The sequence below is a fragment of the Microvirga puerhi genome (assembly GCF_020089865.1).
In the GTDB taxonomy this organism is placed as follows: domain Bacteria; phylum Pseudomonadota; class Alphaproteobacteria; order Rhizobiales; family Beijerinckiaceae; genus Microvirga; species Microvirga puerhi.
The window spans coordinates 1-21,133 of the sequence record NZ_JAIRBM010000009.1; the positions used below are offsets into that span (position 1 = coordinate 1).

19 protein-coding genes and 1 tRNA gene are annotated in these 21,133 nt (G+C 60.4%); 6 read left to right on the forward strand and 14 right to left on the reverse strand.

From position 1 onward, the window contains the following. On the forward strand, window positions 1–214 hold a 214-nt coding region (locus tag K9B37_RS13200; protein ID WP_224313562.1), incomplete at its 5' end, for a hypothetical protein. A 550-nt stretch (window positions 215–764) separates the two neighbouring features. Here K9B37_RS13200 and K9B37_RS13205 read toward each other — a convergent pair. Beyond that, window positions 765–839, reverse strand: a tRNA-Gly gene (locus tag K9B37_RS13205). A gap of 140 nt (window positions 840–979) precedes the next feature. On the opposite strand from K9B37_RS13205, the gene K9B37_RS13210 reads away from it, so the two are divergent. Next, on the forward strand, window positions 980–1,252 hold the full coding sequence (locus K9B37_RS13210) for a hypothetical protein (protein ID WP_224313563.1): 273 nt from the start codon (window positions 980–982) through the stop codon (window positions 1,250–1,252). A 13-nt stretch (window positions 1,253–1,265) separates the two neighbouring features. Here K9B37_RS13210 and K9B37_RS13215 read toward each other — a convergent pair whose 3' ends face one another. Beyond that, a complete protein-coding gene (locus tag K9B37_RS13215) occupies window positions 1,266–2,357 on the reverse strand; it encodes a 2'-deoxycytidine 5'-triphosphate deaminase (protein WP_224313837.1) in 1,092 nt (363 codons plus the stop codon). Between the two features lie 238 nt (window positions 2,358–2,595). Between K9B37_RS13215 and apaG the strand changes: the two genes are divergently transcribed. Then, window positions 2,596–2,988 (forward strand): Co2+/Mg2+ efflux facilitator ApaG/CorD, encoded by a 393-nt coding sequence (gene apaG, locus K9B37_RS13220; protein ID WP_224313564.1) that lies wholly within the window; start codon window positions 2,596–2,598, stop codon window positions 2,986–2,988. A gap of 60 nt (window positions 2,989–3,048) precedes the next feature. Here the strand turns inward: apaG and K9B37_RS13225 are convergent, their stop codons facing one another. Then, window positions 3,049–4,992, reverse strand: coding sequence for a calcium-binding protein (locus K9B37_RS13225; RefSeq protein WP_224313565.1), 1,944 nt, complete (start codon window positions 4,990–4,992; stop codon window positions 3,049–3,051). Between K9B37_RS13225 and argE the strand changes: the two genes are divergently transcribed. Continuing rightward, the gene (gene argE / locus K9B37_RS13230) at window positions 4,991–6,166 is read left to right on the forward strand and encodes an acetylornithine deacetylase (RefSeq protein ID WP_224313566.1); all 1,176 of its coding nucleotides are present in this window, start codon (window positions 4,991–4,993) and stop codon (window positions 6,164–6,166) included. The two genes, K9B37_RS13225 and argE, sit on opposite strands and share 2 nt — an antisense overlap. A 21-nt stretch (window positions 6,167–6,187) precedes the next feature. Here the strand turns inward: argE and K9B37_RS13235 are convergent, their stop codons facing one another. The 3 genes from K9B37_RS13235 to K9B37_RS13245 are packed head-to-tail and all read right to left on the reverse strand — an operon-like array spanning window position 6,188 to window position 9,305. Beyond that, window positions 6,188–7,177 carry an Hsp33 family molecular chaperone gene (locus K9B37_RS13235; protein WP_224313567.1) on the reverse strand — a complete coding sequence of 330 codons (990 nt, stop codon included), beginning with the start codon at window positions 7,175–7,177 and terminating at the stop codon, window positions 6,188–6,190. Further along, complete coding sequence (argF, locus tag K9B37_RS13240; protein ID WP_224313568.1) at window positions 7,174–8,100, reverse strand: ornithine carbamoyltransferase; 927 nt, start codon at window positions 8,098–8,100, stop codon at window positions 7,174–7,176. The genes K9B37_RS13235 and argF overlap by 4 nt, the downstream gene beginning before the upstream one ends. Then, complete coding sequence (locus K9B37_RS13245) at window positions 8,097–9,305, reverse strand: aspartate aminotransferase family protein (RefSeq protein WP_224313569.1); 1,209 nt, start codon at window positions 9,303–9,305, stop codon at window positions 8,097–8,099. The genes argF and K9B37_RS13245 overlap by 4 nt, the downstream gene beginning before the upstream one ends. Before the next feature lie 383 nt (window positions 9,306–9,688). Here K9B37_RS13245 and K9B37_RS13250 point away from each other — a divergent pair, with 383 nt between their 5' ends. Further along, a complete protein-coding gene (locus K9B37_RS13250; RefSeq protein ID WP_224313570.1) occupies window positions 9,689–10,219 on the forward strand; it encodes a GcrA family cell cycle regulator in 531 nt (176 codons plus the stop codon). Between the two features lie 56 nt (window positions 10,220–10,275). On the opposite strand, the gene phoB is transcribed toward K9B37_RS13250, so the two are convergent. From phoB to pstS, 6 genes are read right to left on the reverse strand one after another with little or no spacing between them, the layout of a single operon-like run. Continuing rightward, window positions 10,276–10,977, reverse strand: coding sequence for a phosphate regulon transcriptional regulator PhoB (gene phoB, locus K9B37_RS13255; protein ID WP_224313571.1), 702 nt, complete (start codon window positions 10,975–10,977; stop codon window positions 10,276–10,278). 3 nt (window positions 10,978–10,980) lie between these two features. Then, complete coding sequence (phoU, locus tag K9B37_RS13260; protein ID WP_224313572.1) at window positions 10,981–11,691, reverse strand: phosphate signaling complex protein PhoU; 711 nt, start codon at window positions 11,689–11,691, stop codon at window positions 10,981–10,983. 24 nt (window positions 11,692–11,715) lie between these two features. Continuing rightward, window positions 11,716–12,477 carry a phosphate ABC transporter ATP-binding protein PstB gene (gene pstB / locus K9B37_RS13265; protein WP_224313839.1) on the reverse strand — a complete coding sequence of 254 codons (762 nt, stop codon included), beginning with the start codon at window positions 12,475–12,477 and terminating at the stop codon, window positions 11,716–11,718. Between the two features lie 53 nt (window positions 12,478–12,530). Further along, on the reverse strand, window positions 12,531–13,424 hold the full coding sequence (pstA, locus tag K9B37_RS13270) for a phosphate ABC transporter permease PstA (protein WP_224313573.1): 894 nt from the start codon (window positions 13,422–13,424) through the stop codon (window positions 12,531–12,533). Window positions 13,425–13,433: 9 nt separating this feature from the next. Then, window positions 13,434–14,405 carry a phosphate ABC transporter permease subunit PstC gene (gene pstC, locus K9B37_RS13275; protein ID WP_224313574.1) on the reverse strand — a complete coding sequence of 324 codons (972 nt, stop codon included), beginning with the start codon at window positions 14,403–14,405 and terminating at the stop codon, window positions 13,434–13,436. 35 nt (window positions 14,406–14,440) lie between these two features. Beyond that, window positions 14,441–15,484: a phosphate ABC transporter substrate-binding protein PstS gene (pstS, locus tag K9B37_RS13280; protein WP_224313575.1), complete on the reverse strand. Its 1,044-nt coding sequence runs from the start codon at window positions 15,482–15,484 to the stop codon at window positions 14,441–14,443. Window positions 15,485–15,750: 266 nt separating this feature from the next. Between pstS and K9B37_RS13285 the strand changes: the two genes are divergently transcribed. Then, entirely contained in the window at window positions 15,751–18,558 is a 2,808-nt protein-coding gene (locus K9B37_RS13285) for a hybrid sensor histidine kinase/response regulator (protein WP_224313576.1), read from the forward strand. A gap of 93 nt (window positions 18,559–18,651) precedes the next feature. On the opposite strand, the gene K9B37_RS13290 is transcribed toward K9B37_RS13285, so the two are convergent. Then, window positions 18,652–19,959, reverse strand: a complete 1,308-nt coding sequence (locus K9B37_RS13290) for an ATP-binding protein (RefSeq protein WP_224313577.1) — start codon at window positions 19,957–19,959, stop codon at window positions 18,652–18,654. Window positions 19,960–20,024: 65 nt separating this feature from the next. After that, a complete protein-coding gene (locus K9B37_RS13295) occupies window positions 20,025–21,068 on the reverse strand; it encodes a lysylphosphatidylglycerol synthase domain-containing protein (protein WP_224313578.1) in 1,044 nt (347 codons plus the stop codon). Window positions 21,069–21,133 lie beyond the last annotated feature (65 nt).

Genomic DNA, 21,133 nt, shown 5'->3' on the forward strand with positions numbered 1-21,133 from the left:
AGCGGTGGTACTCACCAAAAGCATAGAACAGTCGATGTCTGCTTCTTCCGGTTGTCCATCACAGACAACCCGCAAGGACACCGCCGTCCACGCTTCTCTCTCTCATCTTCACTTGTCAAAGAGCAAAGGCATCACTCCCGATGCCAAAACCTCAAAAGACCCTGCGGTCCCGAAGCTCGCCGCGCCGTCCGTCCCAGAACCGCGCCGCCGATGAACAGTCATCTACAAAAGACCCACTCCAGTGTCAACACTTAATTCGAATTTTTTTCTTCGAGCTAAGTATTTCTTTCCGGCCCTCCGGCAACCAGACAAGCTTCATCGCCCCGAAGAAAGTATATACTCTTTCGGTTACTTAATATCTCGCAATCAGGATTGCTCGATAATCTTCTCAGACCTGCATAGGAGCCTCGATTGCATCTTGCGATGCCTCGAAAGGCTCGTGCTCGGGATCAAGACCGATGAGGGCCTTGATCCGACGCGACCAAAAGGCTGAGCTCCGAGAAGCTCGGCCACGACGCGTCATTTGAGATTGAAGCTCGTCGGGTAAAACCCGGCGGGGTCGCGGATATGTCCCCGATCCTCGCCGTTGTCAACACCCGACCCGCAAAATTCCGGCGCCCTTACGACCTACTCAGACGCTCCGTACGGCCAGGATGAAGGCAGCGCCAAACAAGAGACCTAGATATGGGATCTCCATCGACACGATTCCTGGCCAGTTAGATCTAACCGGAAATGACGTCGGGAACTTCCATGGCGGAAAAATCTGGAGCGGGCGATGGGAATCGAACCCACGACATTCAGCTTGGGAAGCTGACGTTCTACCTCTGAACTACACCCGCATGGACCTGCGCACTCAGTCGCACTTGCCGGTCACGACGGGAACTTAGCAAAGGGATGCCGGCCCTGTCCATCGACTTCTGTTCCGGGCAAGGCCTATCCTTCGGCGGTCCGCGTGGCTCTCCCCGGCAGGAGTTCGTTCATGAATCTGGCCTTTGATCCTCTGATCGCTCTCGGTGTCGTTTTCGCCACCGCGACGACAGATGCAGCCTATGTCTTCTTCAATGCCGCCGTCGTTGCCCGGCGCCGGGTTCGCGCTGCGAACTGGAGCGGGATCTGGTACCTGCTCTCGGCCTTTGCTGTCATCAGCTACACGGAGCACGCAATCTATGTAGTCTTTGCGGCCCTCGGGTCCTGGATCGGGGCCTTCCTGTCGGTCACATGGCTCGTGCGTAGTCCACACCCCGTTCGATGAACATAAAGAGACCTTATCGAAAATGCTTCGACAGCTTCAGTCCCTGCGCTTGGTAGTTCGAACCCACGCCTGAGCCGTAGAGGATATGGGGACGCTCGGCCATGCGTTCGTAGACGAGCCGGCCGACGATCTGGCCGTCCTCCAGGATAAAGGGAACGTCGCGTGAGCGCACCTCCAGCACAGCGCGCGCGCCCTCCCCTCCGGCCGGAGCATGACCGAAGCCCGGATCGAAGAAACCCGCGTAGTGGACACGGAATTCTCCGACGAGCGGATCGAACGGGACCATTTCCGCTGCATAGTCCGGCGGCACGTGGACAGCCTCCTTGGACGCCAGAATGTAGAATTGACCGGGGTCGAGAATGAGGGTCCGGCCCGCCTCCGCATAAAGCGGCTCCCAAAAGTCCGCGATGCGGCAGGAGCCGGGCTTGTCCACATCCACGAGGCCGGTATGGCGCTTGGCCCGGTATCCTATGAGCCGATCAGGACCGAACCCTGCGAGATCCACGCTGACGGCCACGCCTTCTTGGATCGAGGGCTCCGCCGAAGTTACGATCCTCTCTCGGGCATGAAGCGCGTAAAGATCGGCATCGTCCAGGCGCACCTCTCCCTTACGCAGCCGCAATTGCGACAGGCGCGTCCCTGTCCGCACCAGCACCGGGAAGGTGCGGGGCGAAATCTCCGCATAAAGAGGCCCATGGTAGCCGGCGCCAATCGCATCGAATTCCTGGCTGCGGTCGGTGATGACCCGGGTGAACACGTCGATACGGCCGGTCGAACTCTTCGGATTTGCCGCAGCAGAGAGCTCAGGCGGAAGCGCCAGGCCTTCCTGCAATTCGGCGATATAGACACTGCCGGTCTCAAGAATGGCCCCGACGCTCAGGTCGATCTCGTGGAAGCTCAGCTGCGCCAGTCGATCGCGAACGGTGTGATTGCGCCCCGGCAGAAAGCTTGCCCGGACACGATAGACACGGCGCCCAAGCCGCAGATCGAGGCTCGCCGGCTGAACCTGATCAGGGGCGAAGGGAGTTTCCGTCCTGATGGCCCCCTCGTCCGCGAGGCGCCTGATGGCATCGGCCGATTGAATCCCGTCCCGTAACGCAACCATATTCATTCCGACGGGCCCCGGCCCACTCCCCTGCTGAAACGTGGGCCCATGTCTAAGGGATGCGATGGATTTCTCAAAGTGCTCCCTCGCCATTCCCGTTCGACATATGACAGGCTCTCCCGGCCCGGAAGGCGGCAGCTCCTCTCCCGACCCTCGATTGACGAGGACCGGAGCCCGTCTTACCACGTTCGGGACGCCGCCCTTCCCGTACTCGATCCGGCGTCTTTGAGAGACCTGAATGTACAAGGCTGTAACACGCGGCATCAGCGTGACCGTCACGCCCCGCTACATGCCCGAGGAATCCTCACCGTCGGACAACCGCTATTTCTTTGCCTATACGGTCGAGATCATCAACACGGGCCTGGAACGCGTACAGCTGCGTGCGCGCTATTGGAAGATCATCGACGAGCGCGGGCATACGCAGGAGGTGCGCGGCCCCGGCGTCGTCGGCGAGCAGCCCATTCTTGGTCCCGGCGAAAGCTACAGCTACACAAGCGGCTGCCCGCTCCCGACGCCCAGCGGCACCATGCAGGGCTGCTATGTGATGGAAACGAGTGGCGGCGAAACCTTCAACGCAGATATCCCCGCCTTCTCTCTCGACAGCCCCCACACGAAGCGTGTGGTCCACTGATGCGCGGCAGCGAGCACGTTCATGAAATCAAGCGTCTCCTGTGGCTCATCAACACTTCCCTTAGATCACGAAAAAGTCGTGATAGGTAAGCTTGAGACCTTTCTTCAAAATGGCGAGCTCGACGGCAGCCTTCCCACCTGATCCATCGGCATCGTAATAGAGGATTCCCTTTTTGTTGTCGTAGACCAAGTAGTCATTCTTATCTTTGGCCTTCGCGCCAACCATGAAGAATGCCTTGTTGAGCTTGCCCGGCTTGGCCGCAATCCCCTTGCCCAATTTGGAAAGATATTTGTTTTCGAGCCAGATCGTATCGTCTTTCACGGAGAAATCCGTGATCTTGTCGAGATTCGACTTTTTATTTGGCTTGGCGTCGAGAATGAAAATGTCTTTTCCGGCTCCGCCCGACAGCACATCATTGCCGGCACCGCCACTTATCTGATTATCGCCTGAATTGCCGGCGATTGCATTAGCGAGACCGTTGCCAACGAGGACCAACGGATCCGAACCAATTGCGCTGAGGTTCTCGATATATTGCCCGAGTTTCCAGTTGATCGACGTAACGATCTTATCTGTCCCGCCGTTCGCGGTTTCGACACATGTGTCGAGCACATTGTCAACGACATAGGTTGTGTTGTTGGACGTCCAGTCGTCGCCGCCGGCCATGGTGTCGGCGCCGGTCCCGCCATCGAGTCTGTCGTCGCCACCATTGCCGGACAGATAGTCATTTCCGTCGCCGCCGGAGAGCGTGTCATCATACTTGCTCCCGACATAATCATCACCGGCCCTCGTCCCAGTCACCGTCACGCCGGAAGAACGAGCGTCGATGACTTTCGACCTCAAAACATAGTCTGACGCGGAGCCCTCAAGCCATGAGATCACATAGCGGCCATCCGGTAAGCGGGTAAGAGAAGGATCGACCTGATCCTTGCTGCTCGATGCATCCACCAAATCCGCAGACATGGAGGCGAATACGCTCCAGACAGAACCCATATAGACGTCATTATCCCCGGCGGTTCCGAGCTTTGCAGCGTAAGCATATCCACCGTCTTGAAGAGCCTGAACCATCGGATTTGAAAAGACTTGCCCGGGTTTCACGGGGTCGAAATGCGATGCGGAGCCAAAAACAAGACCTCCCTTAAGATAGTCTTGGAAAATGACGCTTTGTCTCCCATTAACCTGCCCCTCCCAGGCCACAACAAATCCACCGCTCGTCAGACCAGTCACCACGGGGTGCGGAGCGGATGGCTCATTACGGATCGCGAGAACTCTGGACATTGTCACTTCGCCAGCGGGATTTTGAGAGACACCGGAAATCTCATACCCCCCGGTGTCCGAGGGCGTCGCGGCAACGATGATGGCGCTCCCGTCCTGCAGAATGGCAGCCGAAGGATTGGTTGCATCGTCGAGCAATACCTTGGGCGCACCTTGTGCTCCAGATGCATCAATATTGACGCGTGTCACCTTGGGGCCATCATTGGCAAACACAGAGAATCCGCCAATGGCATCTGCAATGACGCTTGGTGAGGTTCGATTGGCGGAGCTTGGCCCGATCTCGAAAGCGCTGGCGACAGGAATGGCATTATGCTCGAACAGACGCCCCTGTAGACTATGTTTGCCCGCAGCGCTTGTTTCCTCCCATACGACCACGAACCGGCCACTGCTCAACTCCGTTACCGACAGATGATCCTTGGTCATTTCCGAAGCGGATATGGAAAAGGCGGGCCCCGTCGCGGAGGCCCCCGCGCTGTTGATCTGCCCCAAAACGGCGTTTGAACTCGAAGTCCAAACGGAGAGGTACCGTCCATCGGACAAGGATGTGAGAGCGCTATCGAACATCGACGAGAATTCCACCTTTAATTGCATATGAATATTATATCGCTGCACTTTGGGATGCAAGCCACCCCCTTCCCGAACAAGGAAACTCGCATCGGAAAATTGACGCCGCATGCTATGGCCACTACCACCGTCGGCGGATGCAACTTGAAAGCTCGAACGACCGATCATGATATTTTCCAAAGGTCAGCGGCTGACGCCGCTTGAGATGCTCGCGCAACTCGTTGCGTTCGATACCGAGAGTTCGAAATCGAACCTGCCGCTCATCGCATTCGTCGAAAGCTATCTGAGCAGCTGGGATGTCCCTTTCATTCGTGTTCCAAACACGACGGGTGACAAGGCGGCGCTCTATGCCACGATCGGTCCTCAGGACCGCGGCGGGATCGTCTTGTCGGGCCATACGGACGTGGTGCCGGTGACGGGACAGGCCTGGACCTCGGACCCCTTTACGTTGCGTATCGAGAACGGGCGCGCCTATGGACGCGGTGCTGTCGACATGAAAGCTTTCGACGCCCTGGCTCTCGCGCTCGTTCCGGATTTTCTGGCAGCGAACCTGAAGACGCCGATCAACATCATGCTGTCCTACGACGAAGAAACGACCTGTCTCGGCGTCGTCGATACGATCCGTCGCATGGGCCACGATCTTCCTGTTCCGAAGGCGGTCATCATCGGCGAGCCGACGCTCCTGGAAGTGGTTGACGCCCACAAGAGCGTGGTGACATTCGTGACCACGGTTCACGGCTTCGAAGCGCATTCCTCGAAGCCGTATCTCGGTGCAAGCGCCGTTATGGCTGCGGCCGAACTGATGTCCGAACTCAACCGGATCGCCGACGAGATGATGGAACGCGGCGACAAGAGCGGGCGTTTCGATCCCCCCTACACTACCGTCCATGTCGGCGTCGTCGCAGGCGGCACCGCCCGCAATATCATGGCCAAAGAATGCACTTTCCATTGGGAATTCCGCGGCCTGCCTGATCTCGACCCGCAGGAGATCCCGGCACGTCTCGATCGCTTCGCCAATGAAGTGGTTCTCAAGCGGATGAACCGCTTCGGCGAATTCGGACGCATCGATACACAGCTGGAGGTCGCGGTACCCGGTCTTGCACCTGAACCCGGCTCGACGGCTGAAGCCCTGGCGTTAAAGCTCGTCGGCAAAAATCGGACGCAGACCGTGCCTTTCGGAACAGAAGCCGGACATTTCCAAGCAGCCGGAATTCCAACCGTCGTCTGCGGCCCCGGTTCGATCAACCAGGCTCATCAGCCGGACGAATACATCACCCTCGAACAGCTGGATGCAGGAGAGGCCTTCATGCGCCGCCTCGCGGCGTTCTGTACGCAAAACTGAAAGAACCTGACGCGCGAAGCGTCAGGTTTCAGCCTTGGCGATCTCGGCCTCCACATCGGCTGGATCGAGATCGTAGAAGCGCGAACAGAACTCGCATGTGATACCGATGCGGCCATTGTCGCCGACCATGTCGCGACGGTCCTCCGGCGAGAAACGGCGCATCATCGACATGATGCGGTCTTCCGAGCAGCGGCATTCCTCATACACGCTCTGGCCTTCGAACACCCGCACGCCACGCTCGTGGAACAGCCGATAAAGCAGCCGCTCGCTCGACACAGCCGGATCGACGAGTTCATGATCCTCCACCGTCTCGATGAGCACCTTCGCCTCGACCCAGGCATCGTCTTCGCCCGGGTTCCCCAGATCGCGTGACGGATGGCCCTCGGGAATATCTCCTGGATCGAGATCGGCCTGGCGCATGCGCTCCGGCGACGTCGGCAGGAATTGGATCATCAGCCCGCCGGCGCGATAGGTATGCCGACCATCCTCGAACTGCTCGGCCACCGCAAGACGGACGCGGGTCGGAATCTGTTCGGACTGACGGAAATACTGGTGCGCGGCCTCCTCGAACCCTTGTCCGTCGAGGGCAACGACACCCTGATAGCGATTGCGATCGGAGCCTCTGTCGATCGTCATTGCCAAATAACCCGAGCCGAGAAGATCGCCGGTTCGCGCCGTGGAGGTATCGAGAGCGTCGATCTTCTCCTTGTCGAAGCGTGCCGTAGCCCGGAGGCGATCTGGTGCGTCGAAATCAACCACCACCATCTCGATGGCGCCGTCCGTCTTGGTCTGGAGCTGAAACCGTCCCTCGAACTTGAGGGCCGAACCAAGCATGGCCGTCAGTGCTGCAGCCTCGCCGATGACCCGCGCGACCACGTCGGGATAACCGTGGCGCGTGAGAATCGTATCGATGGAAGGGCCAAGACGAACAACACGGCCTCGCACGTCCAGCGGCTCAACCGCGAACGGCAGAACGACATCATCGGCGCCTTCGAAGGGAGCCGTCGTCATTCGCTGGCCGCTCCCAGGCACCAGGCGAGGATGCCTTTCTGTGCATGAAGACGGTTCTCAGCCTCGTCGAACACGACCGATTGCGGCCCGTCCATGATCTCGTCCGTCACCTCTTCACCACGATGCGCAGGCAGGCAATGCATGAAGACCGCATTCTTGTCGGCCACGCTCATGAGCCTCTTGTTGACCTGATACGGCTTGAGGAGATTGTGGCGACGGAATTCGTCCTCATCGCCCATGGACACCCAGCAATCGGTGACGATCGCATCGGCTCCTTCGGCGGCTTCGAAAGCATCGGTCGTCACCACGATCTCCGCTCCTTCCTTCTTCGCCCAGGACAAAAGCTCGGGACGAGGCGCAAGTTCCGGCGGGGATGCGATCCGAAGAGTGAAATCAAGCCGTGCAGCCGCATGAACCCAGGACGCCAGCACGTTGTTGGCGTCTCCCGACCAGGTGATGGTCCGTCCCTTGATCGACCCTCGATGCTCCTCGAAGGTCATGACGTCTGCCATGATCTGGCAGGGATGCGTCATTTTGGTCAGGCCGTTGATGACCGGGATCGACGCATTCTGAGCCAGCTCCGCCACCATCGCGTGATCGAGGGTGCGGATCATGATGGCATCCACGTAGCGCGACAGCACCCGGGCCGTATCGGCAATGGTTTCGCCCCGGCCAAGCTGCATCTCCTTGCCGGTCAGCATAAGGGTGTCGCCGCCCAGTTCTCTCATCCCCACGTCGAAGGAAACGCGGGTCCGGGTGGACGGCTTGTCGAACACCATGGCGAGGACCTTGCCCTCAAGGGGGCGCTCCTTGGCCCGCTCGCCGCGGCGGCGCTTCGCCTTGATGGCGGAGCCGATATTGAGAACGCGACGGATCTCGGCGCTGGACAATTCGCTGAGATCGAGGAAATGGCGGGGCTTCATTCGGCTGCTCCCTGCTGAGCCACGGACTTCAGCTCAACCTCTACAGCCGCGCAGGCGGCATCCAGGCGGTTCATGGCCTCCGCGATATCGCCCTCGGAGATGATCAGAGGCGGCAGGAGGCGGGTGACGTTGTCGCCGGCGCCGATCAGAATGATCTTATGGCGGCGCGCAGCGGCAATGAATTCCGTATTCGGCACATGGGTGCGCAGGCCCATCATCAGACCCAGGCCCCGCACTTCTGCGATCACGCCGGGATGGCGGTCCATGAGCTCCGCCAGACGCTGCTTCAAGAGCAGGCCCATGCGCTCGACACGATCGAGAAAGCCGGGTTCGAGGATCACATCGAGCACTGCGTTTCCAACGGCCATGGCCAGCGGGTTGCCGCCGAAGGTCGTGCCATGGGTGCCCAGCGTCATGCCTTGCGCCGCCTCGGCCGTGGCAAGGCAGGCGCCGAGCGGGAATCCGCCCCCGATGCCCTTCGCGACCGACATGATGTCCGGCGTCACGCCGGTCCATTCGTAGGCGAAAAGCTTGCCTGTCCGGCCGACACCGGTCTGAATCTCGTCGAAGATCAGCAGAAGATCATGTTCGTCGGCGAGTTCCCGCAAGGTCCGGATGAAGGAGTTCGACACCAGTCGAATGCCGCCCTCGCCCTGGATAGGCTCGATCATCAGCGCCGCCGTTTCGGGCCCGATGGCAGCCTTGAGAGCATCGAGATCCCCGAAAGGTACCTGGTCGAAGCCCTCGACCTTCGGTCCAAAGCCTTCGAGATACTTCGCCTGCCCGCCGGCCGCGATGGTCGCAAGGGTCCGCCCATGGAAGGCACCCTCGAAGGTAATGATGCGGAAACGCTCCGGATGCCCTTTCGCAGAGTGATATTTCCGGGCCATCTTGATGGCCGCCTCGTTGGCCTCTGCGCCCGAGTTGGAAAAAAACACCACGTCCGCAAAGGTATTGTCCACAAGCCGCCGGGCGAGACGCTCGCCCTCGGGGATTTGGAACAAGTTCGAGGTATGCCAGAGCTTGGCTGCTTGATCGGTCAGGGCCTTGACCAAGTGTGGATGGGCGTGGCCCAGGGCATTGACGGCGATGCCGGCGCCAAAATCGAGATATCGCTCGCCATCTCGGCCGAAGAGCCAAGGGCCCTCTCCCCGCTCAAAGGATATATCGGCACGTGCGTAGGTCGGCAGCAATGGCGACGTCACGGGATTATTCTCCGCTTGGAAGACCCAGGCCGCACCAAAAGGTCGCACCTGGGCCGGAAAAAGAAAGCGCCGCCCCCAAAGGGACGGCAGCACGAGGATTCTAGCCAGACCGGAGACCCTGTCAATTCAAGAGAAATGAACTTATTCATCACTGAGATTCCCGGCCCAACGGAGTTCCCTGGGGAAAACGACAGAGCCTGTCCGGGGACTCTTGCGCCCGAGTCCACCGATCTAGTAACTTCGAAGCCGTCGATTACGCATTCGAGCGACGGCTTCCACTCCAGGAGAGAGCCCCTCACAACGCGGCCGGACTTTTCATTCTGTCCGCGATACATGAGGGATTCGAGCCTGGGCAAAGCCGTCCCGGAGGAGGCAATATAAAAATGATAGATGCGGGTGCAACCTGGACGGACGAACGGGTCGAGCTTCTCAAGAAGCTTTGGGCCGACGGCTTGAGCGCGAGTCAGATCGCGACCGAGCTTGGCAATGTGACCCGGAATGCGGTGATCGGGAAGGTTCATCGTCTCGGCCTATCCGGACGGGCCAAGGACAAGGTGGCCGCGCCTGCCGCGCAGCGCGCCCGCAAACCGGCTCGCGCTCCCAGTGCTCCCGCCCCTATTGCGCCGCAAAATCGGAACAATGTGATCGTCGCATCTATTCCCCGTCAACCGGCGGCGGAGGCAGTCGAGATCATGGCCGAAGACGACGTCGCGATCCCAATGTCAGAACGCGTGACCATCATGGACCTGCGCGAGTCCATGTGCCGCTGGCCTATGGGCGATCCGACGAAGCCCGAGTTCCGCTTCTGTGGGGCGCGTTCGCTGACCGGACTGCCCTATTGCGCCCATCATGCACGCGTCGCCTATCAGCCGGTTGCAGACCGCAAGCGCGAGCGGAAGCTGGCGCGGGCGTAAGCAGCGGCCTAAGACCGTCACTGAGGCAGGCCTCGAGCCTGCCTTTTTTGTTGGGCTTATTCGTCGCGGGCGAAGGTTTCGTCGAAGGAGTAGCCCGTGCCACGCACGGTCCTGATCGGATCGGGCTTATGAGAGATCCGGATCGCCTTGCGCAGGCGCCCTACATGGACATCGACGGTCCGTTCATCGATGTAGACGTCATGTCCCCAGACGGCGTTGAGCAGATGCTCCCGCGTGAAGACGCGACCAGGGCTCGTCATCAGGAACTCCAAGAGCCGGAATTCCGTCGGCCCGAGATGAAGCTCCTTATTGCTGCGCCGAACCCTGTGCGTCTCACGGTCGAGTTCCATGTCGCCGGCCGTCAGAAGCGTCGCGATATGCGTGGGCTTGGTCCGCCGCAGCAGCGCCCTGACACGCGCCAGAAGCTCCGGCACGGAGAATGGCTTGACGATATAGTCGTCGGCTCCCGTCGAGAGCCCGCGAATGCGGTCGCCTTCTTCACCACGGGCCGTGAGCATGATGATCGGCATTCGCTCCGTCTCGGGCCTGATGCGGATACGCCGACAAAGCTCGATGCCGGACAAGCCCGGCAGCATCCAGTCGAGGAGCACGAGATCGGGAACCTGCTCCCGTAGGCGGATCTCCGCTTCATCGCCTCTTCCGACGCTGTCGACCTCGTATCCTTCGGCCTCCAAATTGTAGCGCAGAAGAAGTGTCAGGGGCTCCTCATCTTCCACGATCAGAACACGTGGCCCCATGCCTCAAGCTCCAGCCTTTGCCACGTCGATCGAACGGTCATTCTTCGGGCGATCGATCGCGAGGGTCTCTCCGGTCACAAGATAATAGACCGTCTCGGCGATGTTGGTCGTGTGATCGCCGATACGCTCGATGTTCTTCGCGCAGAACAGGAGATGCGTGCAGAAGGAGATATTGCGCGGATCTTCCATCATATAGGTGAGCAGCTCCCGGAAGAGAGAGGTGTAGAGCGCATCGATCGCTCCATCCCGCTGCCAGACGTCGAGAGCCCGCACGGTATCCTGCTGGGCATAGGCATCGAGAACGTCCTTGAGCTGTCCCAGCACGAGGTCGCTCATGTGCTGAACGCCGACGACGATCTTCTGCGCCTGAAAGGGGCCACCGATGGCAACCGCGCGCTTGGCGATGTTCTTCGCCAGATCGCCGATGCGCTCTACGTCGCCGGAGACCCGGATGGCCGAGATGGTTTCACGCAGGTCCACCGCGAGCGGCTGGCGCCGGGCGATGGTGAGAATCGCATTCTCCTCTACCTCCCGCTGCAGAAGATCGAGGCGGCTGTCGGACGAAATGACAGATTGCGCTAGCGGCAGGTCGCTCCGGACCAGGGCCGCGATGGCATCGACGAGCATCTTCTCCGCAATGCCGCCCATCTCCGAGATGCGGCGCCGGAGGCTCTGCAGGTCGTTGTCGTAGGAGCTGACAATATGCTCCGCCATGGGATAGTCTCCTTATCGCTCCGATCAGCCGAAGCGGCCCGTGATGTAGTCCTGGGTCTGTTTCTTGTTGGGTGTCATGAACATCTTGCTCGTCGGCCCGAACTCCACAAGTTCGCCGAGATACATGAAGGCCGTGAACTGGGAGATACGTGCGGCCTGTTGCATGTTGTGCGTCACGATGACGATCGTGAATTCCGCCCGAAGCTGCTCGATCAATTCCTCAATCTTACCGGTCGAGATCGGGTCGAGAGCCGAGGTCGGCTCGTCGAGCAGAATGACCTCTGGCCGCTGGGCGATAGTGCGCGCAATGCAGAGGCGCTGTTGTTGCCCTCCGGACAATCCCATGCCGGACTGACGCAGCTTGTCCTTGACCTCATCCCAGAGCGCCGCTTTGCGCAGCGCCTGCTCCACGCGGTCTTCGAGATCAGCCTTGGACAGTTTTTCGTAAAGCCGGATGCCGAAGGCGATGTTGTCGTGAATGGACATCGGAAAAGGTGTCGGCTTCTGAAATACCATGCCGACGCGGGCACGCAATTCGTTCACATCGACAGAAGAGGCCAGGATGTTCTGACCATCGAGCAGGATCTCCCCTTGAGCGCGCTGCTCCGGATAGAGGCTGTAGATGCGGTTGAAGGTGCGCAGCAAAGTCGACTTGCCGCAGCCGGATGGTCCGATCAAGGCCGTCACCTGCCGGTCGTAGAAGTCGAGAGAAATATCCTTCAGGCCTCGGAAGTCGCTATAGAAGAAGTCGAGGTGCCGGACGGAAATGCGCACCGGTGCGTGCATGTCGGCCGCGGCTGCGCCCCCGATGGCGCTGCTCGCATTGATGGCGATCGAAGTCATCGGGCGAGATCCTTCTTCAGCAGCAGGCGTGCGACGATCGACAGCGCCAGGATGGAAAGAGTGATGATCAGGGCTCCCGCCCATGCGAGCGCGCGCCAGTTGTCATAGGGCGCCAGCGCAAACTGATAGATCATGACGGGCAGGTTCGAGACGCCGCCCATCAGGTTCGGCTTGAACCAGAAATTGTTGTTGAGCGCCGTGAAGAGAAGTGGCGCCGTCTCTCCGGCAATACGTGCAGTTGCCAGGAGAATACCGGTGACCATGCCGGCCCGCGCCGCGCGCCAGCTGACATTGACGATCACTGTCGACATAGGGGCGCCCAATGCAGCGCCTGCCTCGCGAAGGGAGCCCGGCACGAGACGCAGCATGTCCTCAGTGGTGCGCACGATGACGGGCACGGCGATGATGGCAAGCGCGACGCCCCCCGCCCATCCGGAATATCCGCCGAGCGGCGGCACCATGAGCGTGTAGACGAAGAGGCCGATGAGGATGCTGGGAGCGGCAAGCAGGATATCGTTCACGAAGCGGATGATTTCCGCAAGCTTCGAACCTTTCCCGTACTCCGCGAGATAGGTTCCGGCGAGCACGCCGATCGGCGTCGCCACAATGATGCCCAGAAGCGTCAGGATGAGACTGCCGACGATCGCATTGGCGATGCCACCGCCCTCGGTGCCGGGCCCTGGCGTGACATGGGTGAAGACGTCGAGCGAAAGAGCTGCACCACCTTCATAGAAGAGCATCAGCAGGATCCAGCCGAGCACGAAAGCGCCGAGCCCCGTGAAAACCGTGCAGACGACCTTGAGGGTCCGATCGGCGATCCGGCGGCCGCGCCGCACGCGTCCCGCAGCAGGCCTACCGGTATATTGAACAGTCGAGGTGACGTCGTTCATCGTTGCCCCTTACTGCGTACGGACGCGCGCAATCAGGAGGCGCGCGAGAACCAGAACCGTGAACGTGACCAGGAAGAGAATGCAACCAAGTGCCAGGAGCGCATTGAGGTGCATGTCGGATGCTTCATTGAACTCGTTGGCAATACGGGATGCGATGGTCGAACTCGGATCGAAGAGGGACAATGACAGCCGATTGGCGTTGCCGATCACGAAGGTTACAGCCATCGTCTCGCCGAGAGCCCGCCCAAGCCCCAGCATGACTGCGCCGATGATGCTCACGCCGGCTTGCGGCAAGAGCACATGGCGCACGACTTCCCAGGTCGTGCAGCCGATGCCGTAGGCGCTCTCGCGCAGGATCGTCGGGATCTGGTCGAGGATATCGCGGGCAATCGACGCGATGAACGGAATGATCATGATCGCCAGGATGATGCCGGCAGTCAGAAGGCCGACTCCGGACGGCACTCGCGCGTACAGGATCGTTCCGACGATCGGAAGTCCCTCGACCAGAGACGATACGGGCACCTGGACGAACCGGGCGAAGAAGGGAGCGAAAACGAAGAGCCCCCACATGCCGTAGATAATACTTGGGACGGCAGCGAGCAGTTCGACGGTGGTCGCCACAGGGCGCTTGAGCCAACGTGGGCAAAGCTGCGTCAGGAAGATTGCGATGCCGATCGAGACCGGGACACCGATGACCAGCGCGATCAGCGCCGAGGTCAAGGTTCCGGCGATCGCCACCCAGGCGCCGAAATCCTCCTTGCCGACGTTCCAGACACTCGAAGTGACGAAGCCGAAACCGAACTGTCGGAAAGCCGGCCACCCGCCATAAACCATGGAGCCCAGGATCCCCGCCAGGACGATGAGGACGAGCAAGGCTGAGGCGAAGCTCGCCCAGCGAAACAGGGGATCCGAAATGGACTTGGGAGCACGGCGGGTCGTCTGCATAGTCGAAATGGCAATCCGTTCAGACAAGGCAACCATCCGCCGTACTCCGTTTTCGAGAGAGTGTCAGCCGGTTACTGCTTGAAGACCGGCTGGCCGGACTTGTCCTTGATCTCCTTCGCCCAGGCGGTCTCGATCATCTTGACCACGTTGTCGGGAAGCGGAACATAGTCGAGGTCGCTGGCGAGCTTGTCGCCCTTCGTGTAGGCCCAGTTGAAGAACTTGAGCACTTCAGCGGTCTGCTCCGGCTTCTCGGGAGCCTTGTAGACGAGGATGAAGGTCGGAGCCGTGATCGGCCAAGCCTCGTCGCCGGCCTGGTCGGTCAGCGAGATGCCGAAGCCGGGAGCAGCCGTCCAGTCGGCATTCGCCGCAGCAGCCTGGAACGCCTTGTCGGCGGGAGCCGGGAACTTTCCAGCCTTGTTCTGAAGCAGAGCGAACGGAATATTGTTCTGCTTGGCGTAGGCGTACTCAACGTAACCGATCGAATTCGGAACCTGCTTCACGGTTGCGGCGACGCCTTCGTTGCCTTTGCCGCCCTGCCCCACCGGCCAGCTGACGCTCGTATTGGCGCCGAGATCGGTCTTCCAGGATGGAGAGACCTGCGACAGATAGGTGGTGAAGACATTGGTCGTGCCGGAGGCGTCCGAACGATAGACCGGAGTGATCGCGGCATCGGGAAGCTTCAAGCCCTCGTTCAGCTTGGCGATCTTCGCATCGTTCCACTTGGCAATCTTACCCTGGAAGATGTCGGCCAGGACGTCACCGGTCAGCTTCAGCTGCCCTGCGTTGACACCTGCGATATTGACGACCGGCACGACACCGCCCATCACGGTTGGGAACTGCAGAAGACCATGCTTCTCAAGGTCCTCGCCCTTCAGAGGCGCATCGGTCGCACCGAAATCGACGGTCTTGGCCTGGATCTGCTTGATGCCGCCGCCAGAGCCGATCGACTGATAGTTGAGGCCGTTCCCGGTCTCCTTTTTGTAGGCCTCGGCCCACTTGGCATAAACCGGGAAGGGGAAAGTCGCGCCTGCGCCGGTGATATCGGCGGCGGCGGCCGGCGTCGCGAGGCTAACGGCGGCAAGACCAGCCGCGAAGGCGAAGGACAGGAACTTCACGAGACGTCTCCTTGTTCATACAAGCGCGGCCGCTCATCCTTTCAATTGAAGGACGGATCCGCGCCGTGTCGGACAGCTATGGCCTCCCCGTTACGGGTCTAAGACAATTGGATGACACTCACGTGACAACGCTCCGAAGCCCCGCTTGGATGCAGGCAGTCCGGCCCGCCTCCGCGATTTCGGAGCGTCCCGTGGTCATTCCGGGAGTTGAACCTTGAACGTTTTACCTAGATACGATCACTGGGTTTGCGTGGCACAGATCTGACATGAAGCTTCAGGTGAACGCGTCTCAGGGCGAAACGGAAGGGCAGGTACCGCGGGCCTTTCCGGTGGGTGGGGGCGAAACAGGAGCTCTCATTCGGTCCTTGGACTGGTCTCGGACGAGCCTTGGCCCGATCACCTCCTGGCCCCAGAGCCTCAAGACTGCGCTGGATCTGATCCTACAGTCCCCGGTCCCCATGGTCATGCTCTGGGGAAAAGACGGCGTGATGCTCTACAATGACGCCTATTCGGTCTTCGCAGGGGGCCGCCATCCCCGCCTACTCGGCTCCAAAGTTCTGGAAGGATGGTCGGAGGTCGCTGATTTCAACCGTAGGGTCATGGAGGTCGGGCTCAACGGAGGAACTCTGTCCTTCCAGGATCAGCATCTGATCCTCTATCGCAATGGCGTCCCCGAGGACGTCTGGATGGATCTCAATTACAGCCCCATCCTGGACGAGAGCTATCGGCCTGGTGGCGTGCTCGCGGTGGTCGTGGAAACGACCCAGCGCGTCCGGGCGCAACAGAGCCTTGAGCAGCGGGACGAGCAACTCCGGCTGGCGCAGGAAGCAGGCGGCATCGGCATGTTCGATCTCGACATAGCCACCGACCTCATGACTGCCACCCCGGAATTCTGCCGCATCTATGGCCTTCCCGTCACTGACGAATTCCCCTCATCGACTGTGGAACGCCTGGTGCTGATTGAGGACAAGGACATCGTCTCCTGCCGCAAGACCCGGGCAGCCGGGCAAGTGCAACCGTCCATTGAATACCGTATCGCTCGTCCCGATACCGGCGAATTGCGCTGGATCGGTCGCAAAGCCAGGTTCGTCCACGATCCGGACGGAAGGCGGATACGCTTTGTCGGTGCGGTTCAGGATATCACTGACCGCAAGGTGGCCGAGGAGGCCCTCCGCGAGAGCGAAGCCCGATTCCGTCTCATGGCCAACAGCGCACCCGTGCTGATATGGGCCACCGATGCCGAAGCCCGGCCGAGTTTCGTCAACAAACGGCACCAGAAGGAACTCGGACTGACGCTGGAAAAGATCCACCGGGGAGAATGGCGCAAGATCATTTACGAGCAGGACAGCGCAGCGTTTCGCGAGCGCTTTCAGGAGGCATTTCAGGCGCAAGTCCCGTTCCAGGCCGAATTCAGGGCCTGGGATAGACATGGGCAGCTGCGCTGGCTCCGGTGTGAAGGGGTTCCGCGCCGCGATAGCATGGGCCAGTTCCTGGGTTATGTCGGCTGCAACGTCGACATTACGGAAGCGCGGCTAGCCGCAGATGCCCTCGAAGCCCAGGTCGAGCAACGCACGCGAGAACTCGACTCGATCTGGCGCGTCTCGAAGGACCTCTTCTGCATCTGCGGCTTCGATGGTCTCTACCAGAGCGTGAATCCCGCATGGACGGAGGCTCTGGGATACGCGGCCCCAGAGCTCATCGGCCGATCCTGTCTCGATCTCGTGCATGCCGAGGATGTCGAGCGATCCCGAAGGGAGTTTGAGCGCCTCAAACATACGGGCATGGTCGAGACCGATCTTCGCATTCAGGCCCGAGATGGTAGCTATCGCTGGTACAATTGGACCAGCGTCGCCGAGGGCGACATTTTCTATGCCGCCGGACGCGACATTACCGCACGCAAGGAGCTGGAAGAGCAGCTTCGGCAAAGTCAGAAGATGGAGGCCATCGGACAACTCACCGGCGGCATCGCCCACGACTTCAATAATCTGCTCACCGGCATCATCGGTTCTCTCGACCTTCTTCAGGCGCGCATCGCACAGGGCCGCTACGAGACCCTGCCGCGATATGCCGACGCCGCAATTACATCCGCCAGCAAGGCGGCGGCACTCACGCATCGCCTCCTTGCCTTCGCACGCCGCCAGCCGCTTGATCCCAGGCCCGTCCATATCGACCAGCTGGTTCGATCCATGGAGGATCTGCTCCATCGCACCATCGGCGAAACGATCGCGCTCAACCTCAAGACGGTGAGCGCATTATGGCTGACGCGGTGCGATCCCAATCAACTCGAGAACGCGCTGCTCAACCTTGTCATCAATGCGCGCGATGCCATGCCGAAAGGCGGCACACTGACCATCGAGACATCGAACATCGAGCTGAACGACGCCGTATTTGCCGCGCAGCGCGGCATCGTGCCGGGACAGTATGTGGCCCTGTGCGTCACGGATACGGGGATTGGCATGTCGCCGGAAATCAGGACACGTGCCTTCGATCCGTTTTTCACCACGAAACCCCTCGGCCAAGGAACAGGCCTCGGCCTGTCGATGATTTATGGCTTCGCCAAGCAATCCGAAGGCCATGTTCGCATCGATTCCGAACTCGGCAGGGGGACGACGGTCAAGATCTACTTGCCGCGCTATGAAGGCAGCACCGAGGACGAACCTTCGGCGGCCGGAGATGAGGACCGGGCACAGCCGGGCTCAGGCGAAGTCGTTCTTGTCGTGGAAGACGACGCCACCGTCCGCAGTCTCATCGTCGATGTGCTGGCGGAGCTTGGGTATCGGGCTCTGGAGGCCTGCGACGGCCCAAGCGGCCTGAAATGCCTGCAATCCGATCACCACATCGATCTGCTGATCACAGACGTCGGCTTGCCCGGCATAAACGGGCGCCAGCTCGCCGATGCAGCTCGGGGACAGCGCCCCGCACTGAAGATCCTTTTCATGACGGGCTATGCTGAGAACGTCACTCTGGCGTCAGGATTTCTCGACCACGGAATGGAAATGATCACAAAGCCCTTCGCAGTCGACAACCTAGCCAAGCGCATTCGTGACATGATCGAGCATAAGATGCCTCACTAGAGCTGCTTCCGCGGGCGTGGACCCGTCTCTTCCTTTGGTGGACTGCATCCACTCAACCAAAAAATGCTCTCGGGACAAACGGAGCATCTTTGATCATTCGGAGACCGCTTTCTCCACATAGGCTGGCAACGCCACAGTGAAGCGGGCCCCCTCCCCCGGCTCGCTCGCAATATCCAGACGCCCCCGATGACGGTTGACGATGTGCTTGACGATTGCGAGGCCAAGGCCCGTCCCGCCCTTCTCCCGGCTCTGCACCACATCCACGCGATAAAACCGTTCCGTCAGACGCGGCAGATGCTCCGGAGCGATACCCGGGCCATAGTCCTGCACGCTCAGCACCGCCTGCGACTGACCGTCCGGTCCCTCGATACGGGCGAGCTGGACATCCACCTTGCCCCCGCTTTCGCCGTATTTCACCGCGTTCTCGATCAGGTTCTCGAGAACGCGGAGAAGCTCGTCCCGATCTCCATAGATGGTGATGGGCTCGTCCGGGAGGTGAGCGTGGATGATGGTACCCCGATCTCGCGCCAGGGGAGAAAGCGTCTCGATCATTTGCGCCGTGATCGACTTGAAATCGAGAGCTTCGGTCGGCGGGACATGGGCTCGCATCTCGATCCGAGAAAGAGAGAGCAGATCGTCGATCAGACGCTTCATTCGTTGCGCCTGCACGCGCATGATTTCGAGAAAGCGTTCGCGCGCTGCGGAATCGTTACGGGCCGGCCCTTGCAGAGTTTCGACGAAGCCGAGGAGCGAAGCGAGCGGCGTGCGCAACTCATGGCTCGCATTGGCGACGAAATCGGCGCGCATGGCCTCGAGCCGCCTGACCGACGTGAGATCGCGAAAGACGAGGACGACTCCGATACGACCGCCGACGTCCGTCGAATTGCCACGTAGTAATCCGATATGCACTTCGAAGGTGCGCTCGGTCGGCACCCGCTCCGAATACTCGACCTTGATCGGCTCCCCTTCGGCGAGAACGAGATCGATACCGTCCAGGACGTCAGGGCTGCGCAGGGCGAATGACAGCGGGTGATTGAGTTTTAGCCCCGGCAGGAGGACACGGGCGGCCGTGTTGGCCTCGACAATCAAGGATCGCTGGTCGACCAGGATCACGGGATCGGGAATGTGCGCCAGAACGGCCTCCGCCACGCTTGAGCGTCGTGCCTCCTTGAGCTGAAGACGTTCCGTACTTTTTGACGAGCGGGGATAGCTGGCTGCCAGGGTCGCGAAGACGACCGATATCAGGGCGATACCGAGGAACCATCCGTCCGCATATCCCCGAACGGCCGCCACGACGAACAGGACGAGGCCCACGATGAGAGCACCGGCCAAGGCCGCGTTCCGCTCCGGCCTCGGGCCGCGAGGCCCGGCCGGCTCCCTGGTCTCCACGGATTCGCTCATGATCAACTCGGCAGGACGACGCCTGCTATCTAGGAGAAGCGCGCCGAAAAGTCACCAGCGGGGGATCACGCCTCTGAAATCGGTTCTTCGTCCTCTTCGGGCTTGAACTTGTCACGCATGGCCTGGATCCGGTTGCGGATCTCATAAGCGCCGAGGAGCGCCAGCGCCAACACGAATGGGATCAGGTAGTAGCACAAGCGATACAGAAGGAGAGCACCGAGAATCGGCTCTCTGGGATAGCTCGACAGGGCCAGCAGGATCGTCGCCTCGAACACGCCCAGCCCGCCAGGAGCATGACTCGCGACCCCAAGCATGACTGCGAAGATGTAGATGGCCACGAAAGTCTCGAAGCTGATGTTGTGGCCGCCGGGCAGAAGCACGAACAGAACCGCCGCGCCGGCGCAAACGTCCACGGCACCGATCAGCATCTGGGCGACCGTCAGGCGAAATCCCGGTAGATCGAGGCGCCAGCCCTGGATCTTGACAGCGCGTCTCTTGATGGAAACCCAGATCAGGTAGGCAACCACCAGAGCCGCGGCGGCCAGCCCGACGAGCTGGTTGATCCAGATATTCGTGTAGATGAGACTTGCGACCTCATCGGCCTGGCGCATCATGCTGGAACCCAGCACCAGCGCCATGCCGAGCCAGAATGTCACCCCGGCAATAACGGTCAGGCTTGCCACTCGGCCGGCGCTGATCCCGCGCGAGGAATAGATCCAGTAACGGACCGTTCCGGCGGTCAGCAGCGGAAAGCCCAAGGTGAAACTGACCGCATAGCTCGTGAAGGAGGCGAGAGCCGTGGTCCGGTAGGGGATGCGCAGCTTAAGCTGTCGCAGGGCGATGGCATCGTAGCAGGTCAGAAGGCTGTAGCTGATCGTCGTGAAAAGGATCGCAAGGCCGATCTGGCGGATACTCGCCGCCGTGAAGGCGGATTTGAGCTCATTGATGTCGATTCCGGAGACGATATGCCAGAGAACGACCAAGGACGCGCCGAAAAGCAGCACGCTTCCGACCATCCCAATCCATGCGAAACGGCGGGATCGCCGCTCCTTCGGATGAAGAGCGTCGGCGGCGGTGATTTCCGGCGGCGCCGCCGAAATGGGTCTCATATCATTCATGAAAGGCGAAGCCAGCTTGGTCCGTGCTTGATCGTGAGATGCAGCCCTGCATCTAA

What these genes read in the sequence shown, in the direction of transcription:
- K9B37_RS13210 (WP_224313563.1), top strand. Translation starts at nt 980, where the DNA reads ATGAATCTGGCCTTTGATCCTCTGATCGCTCTCGGTGTCGTTTTCGCC.
- K9B37_RS13250 (WP_224313570.1), top strand. Translation starts at nt 9,689, where the DNA reads ATGATAGATGCGGGTGCAACCTGGACGGACGAACGGGTCGAGCTTCTC.
- argE (WP_224313566.1), top strand. Translation starts at nt 4,991, where the DNA reads ATGATATTTTCCAAAGGTCAGCGGCTGACGCCGCTTGAGATGCTCGCG.
- pstB (WP_224313839.1), bottom strand. Translation starts at nt 12,477, where the DNA reads ATGCACGCACCGGTGCGCATTTCCGTCCGGCACCTCGACTTCTTCTAT.
- phoU (WP_224313572.1), bottom strand. Translation starts at nt 11,691, where the DNA reads ATGGCGGAGCATATTGTCAGCTCCTACGACAACGACCTGCAGAGCCTC.
- pstC (WP_224313574.1), bottom strand. Translation starts at nt 14,405, where the DNA reads ATGGTTGCCTTGTCTGAACGGATTGCCATTTCGACTATGCAGACGACC.
- K9B37_RS13295 (WP_224313578.1), bottom strand. Translation starts at nt 21,068, where the DNA reads ATGAGACCCATTTCGGCGGCGCCGCCGGAAATCACCGCCGCCGACGCT.
- K9B37_RS13225 (WP_224313565.1), bottom strand. Translation starts at nt 4,992, where the DNA reads ATGATCGGTCGTTCGAGCTTTCAAGTTGCATCCGCCGACGGTGGTAGT.
- K9B37_RS13290 (WP_224313577.1), bottom strand. Translation starts at nt 19,959, where the DNA reads ATGAGCGAATCCGTGGAGACCAGGGAGCCGGCCGGGCCTCGCGGCCCG.
- pstA (WP_224313573.1), bottom strand. Translation starts at nt 13,424, where the DNA reads ATGAACGACGTCACCTCGACTGTTCAATATACCGGTAGGCCTGCTGCG.
- apaG (WP_224313564.1), top strand. Translation starts at nt 2,596, where the DNA reads ATGTACAAGGCTGTAACACGCGGCATCAGCGTGACCGTCACGCCCCGC.
- K9B37_RS13235 (WP_224313567.1), bottom strand. Translation starts at nt 7,177, where the DNA reads ATGACGACGGCTCCCTTCGAAGGCGCCGATGATGTCGTTCTGCCGTTC.
- argF (WP_224313568.1), bottom strand. Translation starts at nt 8,100, where the DNA reads ATGAAGCCCCGCCATTTCCTCGATCTCAGCGAATTGTCCAGCGCCGAG.
- K9B37_RS13215 (WP_224313837.1), bottom strand. Translation starts at nt 2,357, where the DNA reads ATGGTTGCGTTACGGGACGGGATTCAATCGGCCGATGCCATCAGGCGC.
- phoB (WP_224313571.1), bottom strand. Translation starts at nt 10,977, where the DNA reads ATGGGGCCACGTGTTCTGATCGTGGAAGATGAGGAGCCCCTGACACTT.
- K9B37_RS13285 (WP_224313576.1), top strand. Translation starts at nt 15,751, where the DNA reads ATGAAGCTTCAGGTGAACGCGTCTCAGGGCGAAACGGAAGGGCAGGTA.